Source organism: Komagataeibacter sp. NFXK3 (assembly GCF_054182245.1).
The window spans coordinates 1-15756 of the sequence record NZ_JAPIVJ010000027.1; the positions used below are offsets into that span (position 1 = coordinate 1).

The following is a 15756-nucleotide window of genomic DNA, read 5'->3' on the forward strand; positions in this document are numbered from 1 at the left end:
TGAGCGCCACACCCTGCTGCTCGCGGCTCAGCCCGTCCCACGCCTTCACGAACCGCGCCGCCCGCAACTCGGGGGAATGCCGCACCTTGTCCTCGTGTTCCAGCCCCTCGACCAGCCTGCGCGCCCGTGCCGGCCCTTCCAGCCCGTACAGGGCCTGCCGGATCTCCGGCTCATGCTTCACGGCGGTTTCCAGAGCGATCACCGCCCCGGGCCGTAGCCGTTCGAGGGCCGTGCTGGCGTCAAGCCATGCCTTCTTCTGGTGCTCCAGCACCGGCAGCTCCTGCTCCACCATGCGCCCGATGTCCCGCACCGCCCGCGCATACTGCTCCACCGCCTGGTGGAGCGGATCACCACCCGGCACAAACCCGCCCAGCCCGGCAGGCACCTGCGCGCGCTGCACACGCGGCAGCCGCAACCCGGCAAAGGGCGAGGCGGGAGCTTCACGCTCAACCCCACTTTCCCCCTTACTGGCCCCGGCATCCACCCCGGCCGACACGTCTTTTTCCGCCGTCTGGCCACGCCCCCGCACGGACAGGTCCAGCCCGTCGAACATCCCGCGTTTCCGCTGCGCCGGTGCCGGATCTAGCGTATGGACAGCTTCGGCCTGCCTGTCCTTCTGGGGGCCAGAGGCCGTCTCGCTGCGCTCCACCACGATCTCGCTCTCGGGGACATGCAGCCCGCGCCGTCGCGCAAACCCGGCATCCCGATCCCGGACATGCGGGTAATCCAGCGTGGTATCCTTCAGCCGCTCGCGCGACAGCCGCCGCACCAGCCCGTCCCGGTCGCCCACATCATCCCGGCCCCAATGAACGGACACGCTCTCCCGATGGCGCGACAGCGCCACATAGGCCCCATGCCGGTCCATGCTCCCCGTCGCCAGCACATGCGCCCGGTCCACCGTCACACCCTGCGATTTGTGGATGGTGGCGGCATAGCCATGATCCAGCGCGTCATAATCCGCCACCGACACGGACACGACCCGGCCACGTCCGGCTCCCTCCTTCCCATCAAGCTGGACCGATAACGCCAGATCCCCAGCCTCAGCCGACCCCACGATACCCCGCACCGTCCCCAGCGTACCGTTCTTTACCCCCAGCTCCCGGTCATTGCGCAGGAAGTAGATACGCTCCCCGTCCGCGAACACCCGCTCGCCCTGGGCGGTCGGCACCAGCACATCATCACCCAGTTCACCCGCGTCCCGCCGGATCTCCCGCGCCGCCTCGTTCAGCGCCCGCACATCGACACGCCGATGCGCCAGCATGATCTGGCTTTCCTCTGGCGCGGCCTGACGCGCTTCATCCCATCCGGCCACCACCCCGGCCCGCGCCTCTTCCAGCGTGTCATGACCGCGCACCAGGCCGGCCGCCTCATAGCGCCCCAGCGCCTCATCCGTCCGCCCGGTCGCCAGCTCCTTCGTGGCCACCTGCTGCCAGCCTTCACGCTGCCGGCGCACGGTCGTGATTTCCACCGACCCGACCCGCTCGGCCACCGCCCGGAACGCACCGCCGGCCTCGATCGCCTGCAACTGCTCGGGATCACCTACCAGCACCACCTTTGCCCCGACACCGCGCGCGGCCGACAGCACCCGCTCCATCTGCCGTGACCCCACCATGCCGGCCTCGTCCACCACCAGCACGTCCCCGCGCTCCAGCAGGTCGAACCCACGTTCCCACGCACGCTCCAGGGAGGCCAGCGTCCGGCTCTCGATCCCGGACCCCGCTTCCAGACCTTCCGCCGCGATCCCCGACAGCGCCGCCCCGCGTACCCGATACCCGGCCTCTTCCCATGCCGCGCGGGCGACACCCAGCATGGTGCTCTTCCCCGTCCCGGCATACCCGACCACCACGGACAGGTCGCGGGACTTCGTGACCTCGCCCACCGCCAGCGCCTGCTCGTCCCCAAGCCCGTCCCGCGCCATCGCCGCCCGACGCACCGCCAGCGGCACCACATGCCCCTGGGACTGCCCCATCGCGAGCGATGCCTCTTCCAGACGCTGCTCGACCCCGATCATCTCCCGTGTGGAGAACCGTTCCCGCCCATGACCATCTTTCCCGAGCGCGACCAACTCTGGACACGCCTCCACCCGAACCATGACAGCACTGAACTGTTCTGCGTCTGCCGTATGCCGGTCCACGAACCGCGCCAGGTCCCGCCGGGTAAACGTGCTCTGCTGTCGCGTCAGCGCCTCCAGCGCCACATGCGGCTCGGCCAGCAACCTTTCGCCATTGCACCGCGCGATCTCCAGATGATCGGCAACCCGCTCCGCGTCCTCGCCCCGCTCTTCCCGGCGCATCCCGGCCGGACCGATCTTGTTCTGTGGCTCAAGGTCGATCCCCTGTGCGGCGAACGACCGATGGTCGATCCGCACATCCAGGTCCAGCTCGGCCAGCCGTTCATTGGCGAGCGACGCCCACCGCTCCCGCCACGTCAGCAGCAGATCCCTGTCATTCCATGAACGCTCTTTCGCACCGAACCCGATGGAAGGCTGATCCTGCGCCAGCCCCAGGCCTTCATGCCGCAACCGTGCCGCAGCAATCAGTCGCGCTGTTCTTCCAGCCGCTGCAAGCGCTTCTCCAGCGTCGAGAGCTTCAGCAGGATGCCGCGCTGCGTCTCCCGAATTTCCGTCAGCAGACGGATCATGAGCTTGAGTGGATCGTCCTCCCCTTTCTGCTCCATCAGGTCCAGGATCCGGCGTGATGTCGTATGCGCCCCCGCCGCCTCGTTCAGGATGCGGGATTCCGTTTCGTCTTCCATGCACAGCCTCTCCGGTTCTGACTTCGATCCGCCGCGTGGACAGCATCACATGCGCATGGGGCTTCGCCTGTCCATCTTCGCCAATATCCCAATGCACATTGAGATCGGCCACCATGCCGCGTTCCACGAACTGCTCCCGCACAAAATCCCGTGCCAGCGCGATCCCCTGCGCCTGGGTCATTTCACGCGGGATTGAAAACTCCACCTCGCGGGCAAGCTGGGCATCCCTGCGCTTCTCGATCGCCTCGACCTCGTTCCATAGGGTCGCACGATCAAGAAACCGTTCCGGCGCGCCATCGGGCAGCAGGATCTCGGAATGCACCACGCCGCTCTTGTTGGAAAAGTCATGGTCGCGATCCAGCCGCAAATCATGCAGGCGGGATGCCGCGCGATAGGCCGCCGCCGCCACGGCGCTCCGGCCGGTGGCGCGGCTGATGACCTTTGCATGCAGGTGATAGATCGCCATGAGTGCGATCCTATCACACCACTTAAGCGCACGTCACGAAGTGACGTATAAGCGCGCACTCACATTTTACTGTGCCACAAGGGTTGATTGCTCTGGATGAGTGACGCGGTTCTCGCCTGTGTGGTAGAGTATGGCACAGACCAGCAGGACAGAGGACCGGAAATGCGCAGGCCACGGGACATTGATGCGGAACTGAAGGCGCTTCAGGAAAAGACCAGGCAGCTTAAGGCGCAAAAAACCCTCCAGCTCGGTGAACTGGTCGAGGCGACGGGAGCCGATACCCTGTCGATCGAGGCGCTGGCCGGGGTGCTGCTTGCGGCTGTCGAACAGGCGGACGGCAAACCAGAAGCCGTCGCGAGGTGGACCGAACGGGGGACAACGTTCTTTCAGGCCGGCGCAAAAAAGGGCGGCCGGAAAGGAACTGGAAACGATCAGAACGTATCTGCTGGCGCTTGAAAGACGGATCAGGAAGCAGACAGCCCTGATCCATCGCCATCAGGCACGAAAGGCACGCACCGACATGCGCGACTGGGCGAAGGCGCGACGGGAACGCACCCATCATCTGATTGAACTGGGCGGCCTGGTCCAGAAGGCGGGACTGGTCGATCTGACCGATGATGACCGCGCCACCCTGCTCGGGACTTTTCTGGATATTGCAGGACAGCTCCAGGGCAGCAATGATACTGCTCCGGTTGACCTGAAAACACGCTGGAGGCGTGCGGGACTTCATGCCTTCGACAGGGACCGGGAACATGACAGGACAACAGGCAGACGTGACCATGACTGACCACGAGACACGATCATCCGAAGCTGACACGCTGCGGGAGCTTACGACCCGGATTGTCGCTGCCTATGTCAGCAGCAATACGGTTCCGGCGGAGACCCTGCCAGGCCTCATCGCCTCGGTATTTCAGGCGCTCGGAAGTCTGGGACAGGCGATGACCGAAACACCAGATCTGGTGCCGGCCGTGCCTGTGAAGAAATCCGTGTTTCCAGACTACATTGTCTGTCTGGAGGACGGAAAAAAAATGAAGATGCTCAAGCGCCATCTTCGTACTGTCTATGGCATGACACCCGAGCAGTATCGGGAGAAATGGGGCCTGCCGGAAAGCTACCCGATGACCGCCCCATCCTATGCAGCCCGACGTTCTGCCCTGGCACAGGAGATCGGACTGGGGCGGACCGTCAAGGAGACACCGGCCCCTTCGGAAACATCAGGAACTGGGGTGCCGGTCACACGCCTGCCAGAGAAGAAACGCGGACGCAGGCCGAAACTGGCCTGAAGGTCCAGACCGGGAGAAACGGGACATGAAGGCATGGGCCGCCAGCCTCGGCACGGATAACCCGCTCCCCCTGCCACAACCCGGGCAATAAGGGGGACGCTCTCGCACACCGCAGGAAGGTAACGAGGCGTACATTGGTCACGGCTATCCGTCAGGTCATACCGGATCAGATCGGTGGTTACGACGAAATCCTCGGCCGCTTCGTCACTGTGCAGCGAGGGCATGGACCTGTTTTTGCTGCTCATGGTGGTCGATCTCCTTCTCGTGCAGGAAAGTGGGCAAAGAAAGATCAGAGCCACTCTTATGCGTGTACCGTCTTCCCGCGCCGTGAAGATCGTGCAGATCCCGCGTCTGTTTTCGTGGGCGCCTTACGTAAGGCGCGATTCATAATTTCACGCAGCGCATCATTCATACGTGTCTGATAGCCAGGCCCGTCCTTCTCGAAGAAAGCCACGACATCAGCGTCAAACCGCACGGTTTTCTGCACTTTACGGGGTCGATAGAAGCGCCCCCGTTCCGCATGTGACCAGTCACGAATTTCTGGGGCTTCATCATCCGTCACAATCTGATTGTCAGGCATGGCCTCCACAGCCCGTAACGCCTGAAGCAGTTCAGAGTCCATTTTCGTATGCTTTGCGCTCATGGGCAGTTGCCTTTCTTACGCTGATAATACGACCGTATTCTTCGCCATCCTCCTCGTCTTCCACGGGTTCTGTATGAACGACGAAGAGAGTTGTGATGCCCCGTATCTTCCCTATGGTTCGCCACCTGTCCCCATCTGGATGGGGATCAGGGACAGACAATGCGAGCGGATCGCCGTCGAGAACAAACCTGCCGGTTTCCAGAGGCAGCTTATGCTTCTCCCTGTTTTTTGAATCCTTTTCAGGATCCCATACCCATATGGTCACAATCCGCTCCAGTAGTTACGGAATTGTAGTTACAACAGTATGATTTTTCAAGCCCGCATTCCTGCAACGGATTAACTCAATTCCCGATGACAGGATTCTACCACAGGCTCCCAATGTTCTCTGCCGAAGCAAGAAAAACTCAGTCTTCCTGTTGAGATATCAGCCGGATCTGGGCGATCATTTCATCGGCTGTGATCTCTCCGCACTGGCGGGCATCCATGATTGCGGTGAGCGAGCGTATATCTGTGCCCGCCTTATGTAACGATAACGTAATAATTATCTGCGGGTTTCCTGTGGCCGGAAAACTCATATCCCTCCCTTCCCCTGCTTCAGCGAAACGTCCTGATCCCATCGAACATGGACATTGTCGATGACGCACAGGGTTCTCGGGCGCTGCGGTCACCAGAAACACGTGGACACAGACCGGAACGGGCCTGATGATCTGGTCCGGGAGGAACACCATCATGGAAACAGGTCATTCCGATCGGGAAGCCGAAAAGAACGAAGCGACACGCCGGGCACTGGCCGAGGCTGATGCCGGATTGTTCATCAGTGGTGAAGCGGTGAAGGCATGGGCGGCCAGCCTCGGTACCGATCATCCCCTTCCCCTGCCTGAACCAGGGCAATAAGGCGGCCGCAGTGCCGTAGAAGGGTGCATGTGACGGCCTATCGCAGGCCGGTGACAAGGACCGCTGCGCCTGGCGCCTGGGCAGCTGTCGGTTTTCTGGATCCTGACCCTTCGATTTCATCCTCCCTATTATGGAAAATCATTGGAAATCCGCCATTTTCAGGGTCGTTAATCGGACCCCCCTTTAATATGTCTGTTCATGGCCTACGTCTTTCTCCAGTCCCGGCACCTCACAACGGTCGGACAGGAAAAAAAAGTCACTGGCCCACCTCCACAGCCCAGTCTGCCAGCCTTACGACCGGCCATTCCTGATCGCATCCCACGGACCACCCACCCGCACTATGGAAGCCTTCCGCCTCAGTGGTGCTGGTTTTTGTGCCCGTATGTCGCTTGCAGTCTTTCCTGCAGGTAGTCATGCCCGGTGACGGGCGGATAATGCGCATGCTCGCCGGAGCGGGTTACGATCGGCTCGACCAATGCATCCGCATCGGGATCGAGGAAGAAAGCGATCGAATACCGCTCGCCTGCAGGGCGCAGTACCCGATGCGGGGTCGAGACATACACATCATTGCTCCACCGCATCAGGCAGTCACCGATATTGCAGATGAACGTGCCGGGAATCAGCGGGGCGTCCGTCCAGTCGCTACCGCGCGGACGTACCTGCAGGCCCGATACGCCATTAACCGCAAGGATCGTGACATTGCCGTAATCGGTATGGGCACCCGCCCCCGGTGCCGTGCTGGCCTGTTGCGCGGGCGGATAGCGCAGCAGGCGTAGCGTGGCCATGGGGTGCCTGAATTTATCGGCAAAGAAATCCTCATCTACCCCCAGATCACGGGCAAAACCGCGATGCAGTGCCGCGCCGATATCGAGGCAGGTGGCGAAATATGCCATCATCAGATCCTGCCATCCCGGGAGAGCAGGCCATGCGTCCTGGCCACCGGGCTGGTTAGGGCTGATGTTGAAGGCCTCCTTGCGGTCAGGCAGGGAAGTCGTATCAAGCCGTTCGACCCCCAGCCCCACATAGCCCCGATTCCGGCCCACGCGGCTCATGGCCACGGCTTCCTTGGCGGCGGCGGGCTGGGCGAAGAACGTGTGCGAGGCCTCGAAGAGCTTCGCTATCGTATCGGGAGATACCCCGTGGCCGGTAATGTAGAAAAAGCCGGTCTCGCGGCAGGCCCTGCCGATGGCGCTGGCCACGGCCTCCCGCTCCGCATCGTTACCCTGGCGCAGGGGGGCAATGTCGATAACAGGAATGTTATGGGTCATGGGACTGCTCCTTTTTACCTCAGGACCGGGAGAAAACCGGTTATCCGCAGGCAGGCGTTCGGCGTCACCTGCCTGGATAGACGGGTTGGAATGAGTGCCCTGCTGGCGTATCTGGCGCGGGCTGAGGCCATGGAACTGCCTGATCTCACGCGACAGGTGGAAGGCAGATCCATAGCCCGTACTGTCCGCAATGCTGGTCAGTGACATGTCGGTATGCCGGATCAGGCGCAGCGCAGCCTGTGCACGCACGGCCCGCAGGTAGCGCATGGGCGTGGTGCCCTGATGCCGACGGAACAGGTCTATCAGGTAAGGTGGCGTAATGCCGGCCACAGCAGCCAGTGTTTCAAGGTCCGGCTTTTCGGCATAATGCAGATCGATATAGGATCTGGCCGCGAGAAGCGGCGCGGGCATGTGTCCGGCCATTCCTTCTCCCACCTCGATGCGCCATGCCGCGAACAGGGCCTCACCCAGGGCGTTGCGCAACATATCGAGGGCTGGCGAGACGTACGGACCACACCCGATCCCTTCCCGGAAAAGCGTGCGGATGCGCGGAGAGGCGCGGATCCGGTCACCCAGGAAATCCTGCTCTATAGGGGCAGGTAACTCCCGCAGCGGCGTTTCACACCACTGAACCTGGCTGCCCGGTGCATAGGTGGAACGCCGGCCAGTAATGTTGATGAAGATGCCACATTCCCCGGCATGAAGTTCCCGCCTGCCGCCATCGATCACGGTGCTCATGGTGCCTGTCTCCAGCAGGAGCAGACAGGCATAAGCGCGGCTGGTTACGCGGAATTCTCCCCCGTCGGGATAGGCTGTCTGCCCAAACGAGAAACTGGTGCCACGCCTGATGAATGCCGATTTGCGAACTTCTGACAGAATGAACCCATCCCCATGTCACGCCTGTCCTGACCATAGTCGGGTTACCGATACGATAGAATGGCCGCAAACGTCGAAAACATGTCTGGAATTAAGATCTGTCCGCGATGGTCTTTCGCCCGGAGAGAGGCCGGGTTGCTGATCCGTGGGGAGGCCATGAAAGGCATGGGTCGCCAGCTTCGCGACGGATAACCCCCTCCCCCTGCCAAAGCCATGGCAATAGAAGATCGCTCTGCTCTGGGCCAATGAGGTGGTCTGTCAGGCTGCTGCAGCCAGCCCTGGAGAGATATGGGCCATGAGACGGGCAAAGGTCTGTTTCAGCCGGGGTTCCACGCGTTCGGCCCTGGCGGCCAGAGCGGCATAGGATGCATAATTCTGACGGTCTTCCAGCGTCGCGTGCCTGTCTCGTGCCTTCTGACGATAGAATTCGCAAGGCAGAAGCGACCTGAAGGAAGCCTGTTTCCTGAAGAAGTGGTTATAGATCTCGTCCTCTTCCACGAAGACATCCCAGAAAAAACGCGGAGCATCAGGCCCCTCGCAGATTTTCATCACGTCTTCGATCGGCGAGGACACTGTCCTGTCCTGCAGCCGGTTGGGAACCAGGATAATTTTCTGTCCGGAAATACCGCAGGCCCGGAGCTTCCGAACCGTCCAGATCATCCGCTGTATACTGTAGACTTCCGGCGTGAAGGGAATCAGGAAAACGTCGATGTCTTCGTCAGCACCAGAAAAGCGCTTCATCTTCGTGCAAGTAGCCTCCAGGGCGGTCATGTCGATATCGATGATGATGGGCCGGCCCTGATTCAAGGTGAGTTCCTCAAAAACCACCCCGAAGTCCCCATTTCGGACCAGCAGAAGGTTATCCGGGCTGAGGCCACCAGAAAAGTCGATCCGTTCCTTGACGCAGACCAGCAGGGGATTGAGGAGGAAAGGTGCCAGGAGATGAAAGGCAATGACGGTTTTCCCACACCCACCGGCAGCTGACAGGACGCAGATCCGTGGGGCAGAAACGGGGTGGCAGTCAGACATCTTGGCCTCTCTATATCCAAGGGAACGACATTGAATGGGCATTTACATACTATAGTTGATAAAAATATAGTATGTAAAACGCCAGCATGTCCTGATGGACATGAGACGCCTTGTGGGATGGAATTTTTCCCGCATCCGAAGGAATAAAGGCCTGACACAGGAACAGGTTGCCGAGCGGTCAGGCTTCAGCCAGCAATATCTCAGCGGCCTGGAAAAAGGGGTTCGCAATCCAACGGTCGTCACCCTTTATGAACTGGCCTGCGTGCTGGACATTTCCCCTGTTGAATTCCTCATGCCCGTTGAGGAAAGTGGCTCATAATCGTTGCAACAGGCCGCAGCCTGGAAAGGAAACGAACATGGCGACGGATACAAACCGGTTCGACCGCGACCGGGAAGCGGAAAAGGACGCAGCCACGCGTCAGGCACTGGCAGAAATTGCAGCGGGCCGTGTGGTCAGTGCGGAAGCGGCCATAGCCTGGATTGATAGCCTCGGCACCGATCACCCGCTCCCCATGCCAGAACCGGGCCAGTAGGATGGTCCCACGCCAGGAAATCATGATGCCACGGGACAGGCACCGTTGCCCCACCCATCCGGGGGAATTGCTACGGCTGGACGTCATTCCTGCCGGCTTCAAGGAGACGTCAGAAATTGCACAGGCCCCTGGCATATCCTGTCCGCATCTCCACGAGATCCTGGCGACCCGAAAACCCATTACACCCGAACTGGCGGAACGACTGGGTCAACTGCTGGGCAATGGCCCTGATCTGTGGATCAGGATGCAGGCGGCCCATGATGACTGGCAGGCCGCGCACCCTGGCATTCCATAGATCGCGCGCTGGCTTAAGGGGGTAGGGTTTTCCAGCCCCTGTTTCCGCATGCCCGCACCAACGGTGCAATGGTGTATGAAGACCAGCTACGTATGGGTAGGAGCAATGTCGGTTTCGAGTATGTCCATGGGTCGTCGCAAGGGTAGCCGTTGGGTCGTGAAACAGTCGTTCCATCAGTGCGTCAAGGATAGGTATCCGGGTCGTTTATGAGTATTTGCGTGCAGACATGGGAACTTCCCCTCCATGACGCACGGAGTGATTCCCGGGCGTACCTACATCGCCCGATCTCCTCTGTTCTGGTCTGAATACGCTTTACCGCGCCTGTGCGACATCGGTCTCCAGCAGCATCCGCACATAGCGTGTGTAAGGGATGCCCTTTGCCTTCGCCCTGGCTTTCACGGCGTCCAGCAGGGACGCCGGCAGGCGCATGTTGAGGGTGGCCGCCTTGGGTTCGATCTCAAAGCGCATGGGCTTGAAACCGGACAGGTCATACCGGGCCAGATCGGCTGTTGCGACAAAATCCTCGACCGCTTCGTCACTGTGCAGCGAGGGCATGGACCTGTTTTTCTGCTCATGGTGGTCAATCTCCTTCTGTCTAGCCACTGCATACCCCCTCTTGGCACTGTCTCGGCCCCGTTCTGGTACCTGACTGACACCGCATTCGGGACTACATTGGACCCGACCTGACATAGGTTCTTCATACACCATTGCACCGCTGGTGCGGGCATGCCCAAAGGGCTTGGAAAACCCGAGCCCCTTCAGCCAAAGGGTAGACCGTATCGGTCCACCCTTTCGGCGAGAATGGTCGTTGCAGCGAGCAGACGTGACACGACAGTTCCCTACCGCCTGAAAGGCGGTGACTATCTTACGCGACGTTCCTTGGCCGACCGCCTTTAGCACCATTCCGGCGTGCTGCCGCTGCCTTTTCCTGGCTGGCGGACGATCCGCCCACGCGTCCCATCTGTGCTGCCATCCAGCTTCGGGAACCGTAGATACCGTGGATGAGACCTTCGACCAGAACATCGGCGTCGAGACGGGGCCAGTGAAGGCCATTACCCAGCGGGGTGATCTCGATCTCGGCCAGATCATTCAGGGAAGCGTCCTGCAAATCCTGTAACAGATCCACCGGCACGCTCATCTCAACACCGTTGGAGAGCGTGACGTGAAGAGCGCGGCGAGCACGGATAAACCGTGCGGAGACCGCATGAGGAATTGTCGCTCTATGAAGCGCGTCTGCTTCACGAGCGGCCTGATAGTTCATGTCATTCGCCATGTATCTTCTCCCATGCTTCAGCCAACATCTCAGCGTGGTCCTGCACGATGACAAGGGCTTCCTGTATGACCCTATCTTTCATGCCACCTGCTCGTATCAGTCGGGCTTTCCTGCCAATTTCAATCACCGCTTCTCCATCCGCGCTTATGACGTGAACGTGCATTGGCACATGATCTGCCGTGTAAATCACGACACGAAATCCATTGATGCGTAGAAGCGTCGGCATAATGCACCATATCCCTAACGCTTGGGTTTTTCAATCAGAACCATCCCGCTGAAAGTCAGGAGGAGGATATCTGGACGGTCAGACAGAAATGGACAGCCCATCAATTCCTGATAAAGCTAGCAGAGCGCCCTGAGAGGCCGCACAAAGCGCAATTCCCGTTACTGCCCACACAAACTAGCCACCACACACGGTAATGCCTGTACGGCCATCCTGTGGCGTCTGACGGGCATGCTGCAACACGTGAGCCGCTGAATGATCGCCTGAACACCGGTGCGTCTTGAGCAGATTACGGTCTTGCTCGGTTTTTCTGGTGTTGCAGGCGTCGGGCGAGCGCGGAGCGGGAGCCCCGTAGGGCGCCGAAGGCGCCGACGCGGGAGAGGAAGGTGCTGGTGGAGAGACGATGCGGGAACGCATCGTCAGATTATGATTTCGCGCCGTAGGCGTGTCCGTTTAGCGCAGCCCTGAAAGGGCGAGCAGGGGGATGCCGGGTGGGAGATCGCGCGAAGCGCGATCGGGGCGGCCGTAGGCCGCGAGCCGGCGGGGGCGTAGCCCCCAAGAGGCGGTGATTTAGATCGAAATTTTAAGTCTTATATTTATCCACAATTTTGTTAGAAATTATCGGACAACTACCGGAAAAACCTATCGGTTTAGATAACGGGAATCATATCGGTTTTAGGGGGGTGGTGATTGCACCGTGCCTATGGGTGGTGATTGCACCGTGTCTACGGGTGGTGATTGCACCGTATTAGGGTGGTGATTGCACCGGGATAACTTTTCTATTCACAGAGAGAGGCCTTCTCCTAGAAACAGTGGCAATCGCACTATTTTTTGGTGGCTTTGAGCAGAACAAGAGGGGTGGTGATTGCACCGTGCTTTCAGTGCCGCCGCAAATGCCAAAAGGGTGGTGATTACACCGCCTTCCTCTGACATCGAAGCGGACGCAAAAGGATAGCACTTGCATTATAATTGAACCGTTGATGCCGTTGCTAAAAGGGTGGTAATTGCACCGCGCTCAGTCGACAGGGCCAGTGGTCAACGGGTGGTAATTGCACCGCTCATTTTTGTCAGATTTTTTGATTAAGTATCTGATCCGATGGTTTTTTGATAGGCGATGATTGTCTGCCGCGGTACGGGCGGCGGTGATGCGATCAGTCTTAGACCCGTCCGAACCTGTTCAAGCCTTGCATCTGGATAAACCGCCGCAACCTGTCGCAATGCGATCAGGAATGCCTTCTTGAAATTCTTATCGTCCGTATATTCCTGCCCAAACTGCAAACGAAGGTTGGCCCAAGTAAGCTTCTCACCAGGCCGCCGCACCCGATGAAGTCGATGGGCAAGCCACGTGTAGATGTCGAGCGCCAAAGCTGAGTGCTGCAAACCCTCAAGTGCACGAGGGTCAAGTGGGACAGCATTTTCTTTCAATTCCTGCCAGAATTTTTCGGATAGCTCGATCGTGCTATCTTTTGCGAGATTTTTGGTCCACGCATCGAATTCATCCACCGGCCGGGCATTCAGATTGCGCGACCCGTAGCCGAGCTTCATTTCACAGGCGCACAAGGCGTTCATCTGTGCCCGAAATGCCTCACGGGATGGACCATTCTGGCTGATGTTGAGGCGTTTCATAAATTCACTGATAGTCCGTCCGACTGCAACAATACGCGATTTCGTTCGGATCGCTTCGGTGCTGATGTGGAAAAGCGCCAATCGTGGCTTGGTTCCATACGGGACGAAGAGCTTTTCCCAATGGCCATCGTTAAACATTTCTCCTGCTGTAATAAGCAGGGATGCCTTGCCATTGTTTCGTTCAAAGCGAGTTTCTTTCGTCCGTTTACGGGGAAGACCAACCTGGCAGAGCACCGTGTGCATGAACTCAATCTCATCAGGCGGAGTTGCCTGAATTTCAGCCGAGAGCTGAATGACACGTGCGGTTGTGGGAGAAAGGACAAGTTCACTCTGTTCTGATGGTGGTTTGCGTTTGCTCATTCGTCCGATCCCACTCTGTCCCTGCTACGTTGTTCAGCATACGACCGATGACGCAAGGCCTGTTCGTCTTCTCAGCCACCTTCTGTCTATGTGTCATAAGCCGAGATCCCCTTTAGGGAGACATATGCGCGTTCAGTGGCTCTAAAATTAACCCAGTAAATTATCATTAAGATATTTTTTGAATATTCTTAAAATATCATTTTAACTTTCTTCCAACGCTTTGAAAATTGCCATACTGATAAACGCAGCTCGGCCTGTTCCCATAGCTTCAGCGCGTTCATCAACACGCCGTAACAAGTCTGGAGCAATGGTCAAACTAATCTGGCGTTTATGTCCCTTTGGCAACCCTTTGTCGTATGATAGAGGCTTTGTTTTTCCTGCATCAGGAGCTCCAGTAACGAAAGCATCTGCAGCAGATTCTACCGACGTTGGTTTAGCTTTGCGATGAATTGCCATTTAATCTATCCTTAATATGTTATGAATATTCAAATTGGATTAAAAACAGCATTTGCAAGTGCAGAAATTTCAGCGACAGCTTTGGGGTCTCGCGGCGTCAGTTCGGAAACAGCCAGACCTGCTCCACCAGCATTACTGAACGCTTTGCGGCGTCGAATTGGTATCGGCAGATAAATGAATTGCGGCACTTCTTTCACTGCTGCAGCAGCCTCTGCATTATCCGTTGAATGGTCTCCTGGATCGGCTTGGTTCATAACAGCTACAGCACGCAATCCATCCCGAACACTTCGTGCTTCATCAATGAGAGCAGCCATGTCGTCTAGTGCCCATACGTCATAGGAACGCGGCGCAAACGGAACCAGAAGCGTATCAGCGAGAATGAGTGCTGCACGAAGCGCTGTAGAATCTCGGCCGCCAACATCGATGATAATATCATCCCATTTATCACGCTGCTGCTGAACTTGGGCACGTAGATTGGGGCCGTCTGGATACTGTGCACAAGCAATCCCAGGTAGCTTTCCAGCTTCAGAACGAGCTGCGATAGCAGCAGCAGCTGTACCCTGTCGATCACCATCAATCAGCCATACCTCTCTACCAGCAGTGGCACGGATTATGGCGAGTTGAACGGCTAAAGTGGTCTTCCCCACCCCTCCTTTCGTATTCCCTATTGCTATAATCACTTTTTAATCCTTTTTGAATATTCAAAATAACGTCTTTTCATGTCATAATATGTTTGCCTTTGTCAACCACATAAAATGTGAAATGAATATTCATTCAATCTGAATATAGGATATTTCCCCAAACGAGATATTTCTCGTTTACCCCCACATTTTCCGTGCGATATCCTGCTCCTCGGCGCCGACGGCATCGGCATAGATGGCGGTGGTGGAGAGCTGGGCATGGCCGAGCCATTTCTGCACCATGTTGAGGGGGATGCCGCTGGAGACGGCGGCGACGCCGAAGGCATGGCGCAGGCCCTTGGGGGACGCGGCCGGGCCGGACAGGCCGGCGGCGTCCATGACCGCATGCACTGCCCGCCAGCCGGTCATGCGGGACCAGGGCCACAGCCGAACGGCCGATCCACGCCCTCGCCGACGCTGCGCCTCGCGGATGCCATGCACCAGGTCCAGGGCCTCAAGCAGGGGCGGGGGCACCGGCACGGCGCGATAGATCCCGTCCTGGCGCTTCTTGAGCGTGGCGAACACCAGCACGCCGCCGGCCAGGTCCACCCGCTCCGCCGTCAGGGCGAGGGCCTCGGACAGGCGGCAGCCCGACCAGGCCAGGGTCATGCACAGCGTGCGGGCCTCGCGCGGCGCCGGCTCGGCCGCGCGCAGGAACCGCGCCCGCTCGGCAACCGTGAGGTATTTGCGGCTCCCGTCGCGGTCGAACAGCTGCATCCCGCCGGGGGCGCCTGCCGGGGTCACCCGCTGTCCCGGTTTTGAGGTGCCGCTCATCCGACCGTCCTGTCGCGGTAACCCCGCCGGCGCTTGGCCCGGAGCTGGCGGGCGAGGGCGTCGCGCGCCTGCCCGGCATCATGATGCAGTTCGCAGACCTGCCGGCCAGCCGTCCCGATCCGCCCCCACTGCCGCACCAGGGCGGTGCCGCCAAACAGGTCGGGCTGCAGCGACAGATGGTAGAACCGCCAGCAGTTGAGGCCATCGTGTGGATGGTACGCTAAACAACGTTTGGCATGAACAATAAAGGAACGATCAGGCGGCACGAGCCTGTTTCGACAGATTGAGCGTCTTGCGGCCCGCAGAAGCTGCGGCTTTGTCCC

General features: G+C 59.1%; 21 protein-coding genes. 7 read left to right on the plus strand and 14 right to left on the minus strand.

Annotated elements, in window-relative coordinates; all coding sequences use genetic code 11:
- A partial coding sequence (traA, locus tag OQZ28_RS15995; RefSeq protein ID WP_458136629.1) for a Ti-type conjugative transfer relaxase TraA occupies positions 1-3220 on the minus strand: 3220 nt, incomplete at its 3' end.
- A gap of 96 nt (positions 3221-3316) precedes the next feature.
- Here traA and OQZ28_RS16000 point away from each other — a divergent pair.
- The 3 genes from OQZ28_RS16000 to OQZ28_RS16010 all read left to right on the plus strand — a co-directional run bounded on the left by OQZ28_RS16000 (position 3317) and on the right by OQZ28_RS16010 (position 4503).
- Positions 3317-3676, plus strand: a complete 360-nt coding sequence (locus tag OQZ28_RS16000; RefSeq protein ID WP_172459698.1) for a conjugal transfer protein TraD — start codon at positions 3317-3319, stop codon at positions 3674-3676.
- Between the two features lie 64 nt (positions 3677-3740).
- On the plus strand, positions 3741-4007 hold the full coding sequence (locus OQZ28_RS16005; RefSeq protein WP_025439956.1) for a conjugal transfer protein TraD: 267 nt from the start codon (positions 3741-3743) through the stop codon (positions 4005-4007).
- Complete coding sequence (locus OQZ28_RS16010) at positions 4000-4503, plus strand: Ros/MucR family transcriptional regulator (protein WP_110914707.1); 504 nt, start codon at positions 4000-4002, stop codon at positions 4501-4503. Before OQZ28_RS16005 ends, OQZ28_RS16010 begins: the two co-directional genes overlap by 8 nt.
- A gap of 301 nt (positions 4504-4804) precedes the next feature.
- Here OQZ28_RS16010 and OQZ28_RS16015 read toward each other — a convergent pair whose 3' ends face one another.
- From OQZ28_RS16015 to OQZ28_RS16025, 3 genes are all read right to left on the minus strand, one after another.
- Positions 4805-5146: a BrnA antitoxin family protein gene (locus tag OQZ28_RS16015; protein WP_007396313.1), complete on the minus strand. Its 342-nt coding sequence runs from the start codon at positions 5144-5146 to the stop codon at positions 4805-4807.
- Entirely contained in the window at positions 5115-5411 is a 297-nt protein-coding gene (locus OQZ28_RS16020; RefSeq protein ID WP_010518357.1) for a BrnT family toxin, read from the minus strand. Before OQZ28_RS16020 ends, OQZ28_RS16015 begins: the two co-directional genes overlap by 32 nt.
- Positions 5412-5550: 139 nt before the next feature.
- Positions 5551-5877 (minus strand): hypothetical protein, encoded by a 327-nt coding sequence (locus OQZ28_RS16025; RefSeq protein WP_110570446.1) that lies wholly within the window; start codon positions 5875-5877, stop codon positions 5551-5553.
- Between OQZ28_RS16025 and OQZ28_RS16030 the strand changes: the two genes are divergently transcribed.
- Positions 5876-6040 carry a hypothetical protein gene (locus tag OQZ28_RS16030; protein ID WP_162838769.1) on the plus strand — a complete coding sequence of 55 codons (165 nt, stop codon included), beginning with the start codon at positions 5876-5878 and terminating at the stop codon, positions 6038-6040. The two genes, OQZ28_RS16025 and OQZ28_RS16030, sit on opposite strands and share 2 nt — an antisense overlap.
- A 356-nt stretch (positions 6041-6396) precedes the next feature.
- Here the strand turns inward: OQZ28_RS16030 and OQZ28_RS16035 are convergent, their stop codons facing one another.
- Together OQZ28_RS16035 and OQZ28_RS16040 are read right to left on the minus strand one after the other, a co-directional pair.
- The gene (locus tag OQZ28_RS16035) at positions 6397-8046 is read right to left on the minus strand and encodes a 2-oxoglutarate and iron-dependent oxygenase domain-containing protein (RefSeq protein ID WP_458136630.1); all 1650 of its coding nucleotides are present in this window, start codon (positions 8044-8046) and stop codon (positions 6397-6399) included.
- 396 nt (positions 8047-8442) lie between these two features.
- Positions 8443-9213, minus strand: coding sequence for a hypothetical protein (locus OQZ28_RS16040; protein WP_010511393.1), 771 nt, complete (start codon positions 9211-9213; stop codon positions 8443-8445).
- Positions 9214-9307: 94 nt separating this feature from the next.
- On the opposite strand from OQZ28_RS16040, the gene OQZ28_RS16045 reads away from it, so the two are divergent.
- Genes OQZ28_RS16045 through OQZ28_RS16055 form a run of 3 tightly spaced genes read left to right on the plus strand, consistent with a single transcriptional unit; the run spans position 9308 to position 10041 of the window.
- The gene (locus tag OQZ28_RS16045; protein ID WP_010511395.1) at positions 9308-9532 is read left to right on the plus strand and encodes a helix-turn-helix domain-containing protein; all 225 of its coding nucleotides are present in this window, start codon (positions 9308-9310) and stop codon (positions 9530-9532) included.
- Between the two features lie 37 nt (positions 9533-9569).
- Positions 9570-9746 (plus strand): hypothetical protein, encoded by a 177-nt coding sequence (locus tag OQZ28_RS16050; RefSeq protein WP_010511397.1) that lies wholly within the window; start codon positions 9570-9572, stop codon positions 9744-9746.
- Between the two features lie 22 nt (positions 9747-9768).
- Positions 9769-10041 (plus strand): HigA family addiction module antitoxin, encoded by a 273-nt coding sequence (locus OQZ28_RS16055; RefSeq protein WP_053324051.1) that lies wholly within the window; start codon positions 9769-9771, stop codon positions 10039-10041.
- 312 nt (positions 10042-10353) lie between these two features.
- Here the strand turns inward: OQZ28_RS16055 and OQZ28_RS16060 are convergent, their stop codons facing one another.
- From OQZ28_RS16060 to OQZ28_RS16095, 8 genes are all read right to left on the minus strand, one after another.
- On the minus strand, positions 10354-10644 hold the full coding sequence (locus tag OQZ28_RS16060; RefSeq protein ID WP_242448098.1) for a BrnA antitoxin family protein: 291 nt from the start codon (positions 10642-10644) through the stop codon (positions 10354-10356).
- Between the two features lie 262 nt (positions 10645-10906).
- Positions 10907-11314 (minus strand): DUF2442 domain-containing protein, encoded by a 408-nt coding sequence (locus OQZ28_RS16065; protein WP_099542224.1) that lies wholly within the window; start codon positions 11312-11314, stop codon positions 10907-10909.
- Positions 11304-11540: a DUF4160 domain-containing protein gene (locus OQZ28_RS16070; RefSeq protein WP_083824341.1), complete on the minus strand. Its 237-nt coding sequence runs from the start codon at positions 11538-11540 to the stop codon at positions 11304-11306. Before OQZ28_RS16070 ends, OQZ28_RS16065 begins: the two co-directional genes overlap by 11 nt.
- Before the next feature lie 1077 nt (positions 11541-12617).
- Positions 12618-13523, minus strand: coding sequence for a replication protein RepA (locus OQZ28_RS16075; protein WP_025812575.1), 906 nt, complete (start codon positions 13521-13523; stop codon positions 12618-12620).
- 201 nt (positions 13524-13724) lie between these two features.
- The gene (locus OQZ28_RS16080) at positions 13725-13979 is read right to left on the minus strand and encodes a ribbon-helix-helix domain-containing protein (RefSeq protein ID WP_081472694.1); all 255 of its coding nucleotides are present in this window, start codon (positions 13977-13979) and stop codon (positions 13725-13727) included.
- A 29-nt stretch (positions 13980-14008) separates the two neighbouring features.
- Entirely contained in the window at positions 14009-14659 is a 651-nt protein-coding gene (locus OQZ28_RS16085) for an AAA family ATPase (protein WP_010512412.1), read from the minus strand.
- Positions 14660-14797: 138 nt separating this feature from the next.
- Positions 14798-15433 (minus strand): tyrosine-type recombinase/integrase, encoded by a 636-nt coding sequence (locus OQZ28_RS16090; RefSeq protein ID WP_112209860.1) that lies wholly within the window; start codon positions 15431-15433, stop codon positions 14798-14800.
- Positions 15430-15678 (minus strand): WGR domain-containing protein, encoded by a 249-nt coding sequence (locus OQZ28_RS16095; RefSeq protein WP_458136631.1) that lies wholly within the window; start codon positions 15676-15678, stop codon positions 15430-15432. The genes OQZ28_RS16090 and OQZ28_RS16095 overlap by 4 nt, the downstream gene beginning before the upstream one ends.
- Positions 15679-15756 lie beyond the last annotated feature (78 nt).

What these genes read in the sequence shown, in the direction of transcription:
- OQZ28_RS16015 (WP_007396313.1), bottom strand. Translation starts at nt 5,146, where the DNA reads ATGAGCGCAAAGCATACGAAAATGGACTCTGAACTGCTTCAGGCGTTA.
- OQZ28_RS16040 (WP_010511393.1), bottom strand. Translation starts at nt 9,213, where the DNA reads ATGTCTGACTGCCACCCCGTTTCTGCCCCACGGATCTGCGTCCTGTCA.
- OQZ28_RS16030 (WP_162838769.1), top strand. Translation starts at nt 5,876, where the DNA reads ATGGAAACAGGTCATTCCGATCGGGAAGCCGAAAAGAACGAAGCGACA.
- OQZ28_RS16035 (WP_458136630.1), bottom strand. Translation starts at nt 8,046, where the DNA reads ATGAGCACCGTGATCGATGGCGGCAGGCGGGAACTTCATGCCGGGGAA.
- OQZ28_RS16080 (WP_081472694.1), bottom strand. Translation starts at nt 13,979, where the DNA reads ATGGCAATTCATCGCAAAGCTAAACCAACGTCGGTAGAATCTGCTGCA.
- OQZ28_RS16075 (WP_025812575.1), bottom strand. Translation starts at nt 13,523, where the DNA reads ATGAGCAAACGCAAACCACCATCAGAACAGAGTGAACTTGTCCTTTCT.
- OQZ28_RS16065 (WP_099542224.1), bottom strand. Translation starts at nt 11,314, where the DNA reads ATGGCGAATGACATGAACTATCAGGCCGCTCGTGAAGCAGACGCGCTT.
- OQZ28_RS16045 (WP_010511395.1), top strand. Translation starts at nt 9,308, where the DNA reads ATGGACATGAGACGCCTTGTGGGATGGAATTTTTCCCGCATCCGAAGG.
- OQZ28_RS16090 (WP_112209860.1), bottom strand. Translation starts at nt 15,433, where the DNA reads ATGAGCGGCACCTCAAAACCGGGACAGCGGGTGACCCCGGCAGGCGCC.
- OQZ28_RS16070 (WP_083824341.1), bottom strand. Translation starts at nt 11,540, where the DNA reads ATGCCGACGCTTCTACGCATCAATGGATTTCGTGTCGTGATTTACACG.
- OQZ28_RS16005 (WP_025439956.1), top strand. Translation starts at nt 3,741, where the DNA reads ATGCGCGACTGGGCGAAGGCGCGACGGGAACGCACCCATCATCTGATT.
- OQZ28_RS16055 (WP_053324051.1), top strand. Translation starts at nt 9,769, where the DNA reads ATGATGCCACGGGACAGGCACCGTTGCCCCACCCATCCGGGGGAATTG.
- OQZ28_RS16050 (WP_010511397.1), top strand. Translation starts at nt 9,570, where the DNA reads ATGGCGACGGATACAAACCGGTTCGACCGCGACCGGGAAGCGGAAAAG.
- OQZ28_RS16010 (WP_110914707.1), top strand. Translation starts at nt 4,000, where the DNA reads ATGACTGACCACGAGACACGATCATCCGAAGCTGACACGCTGCGGGAG.
- OQZ28_RS16000 (WP_172459698.1), top strand. Translation starts at nt 3,317, where the DNA reads ATGAGTGACGCGGTTCTCGCCTGTGTGGTAGAGTATGGCACAGACCAG.
- OQZ28_RS16025 (WP_110570446.1), bottom strand. Translation starts at nt 5,877, where the DNA reads ATGATGGTGTTCCTCCCGGACCAGATCATCAGGCCCGTTCCGGTCTGT.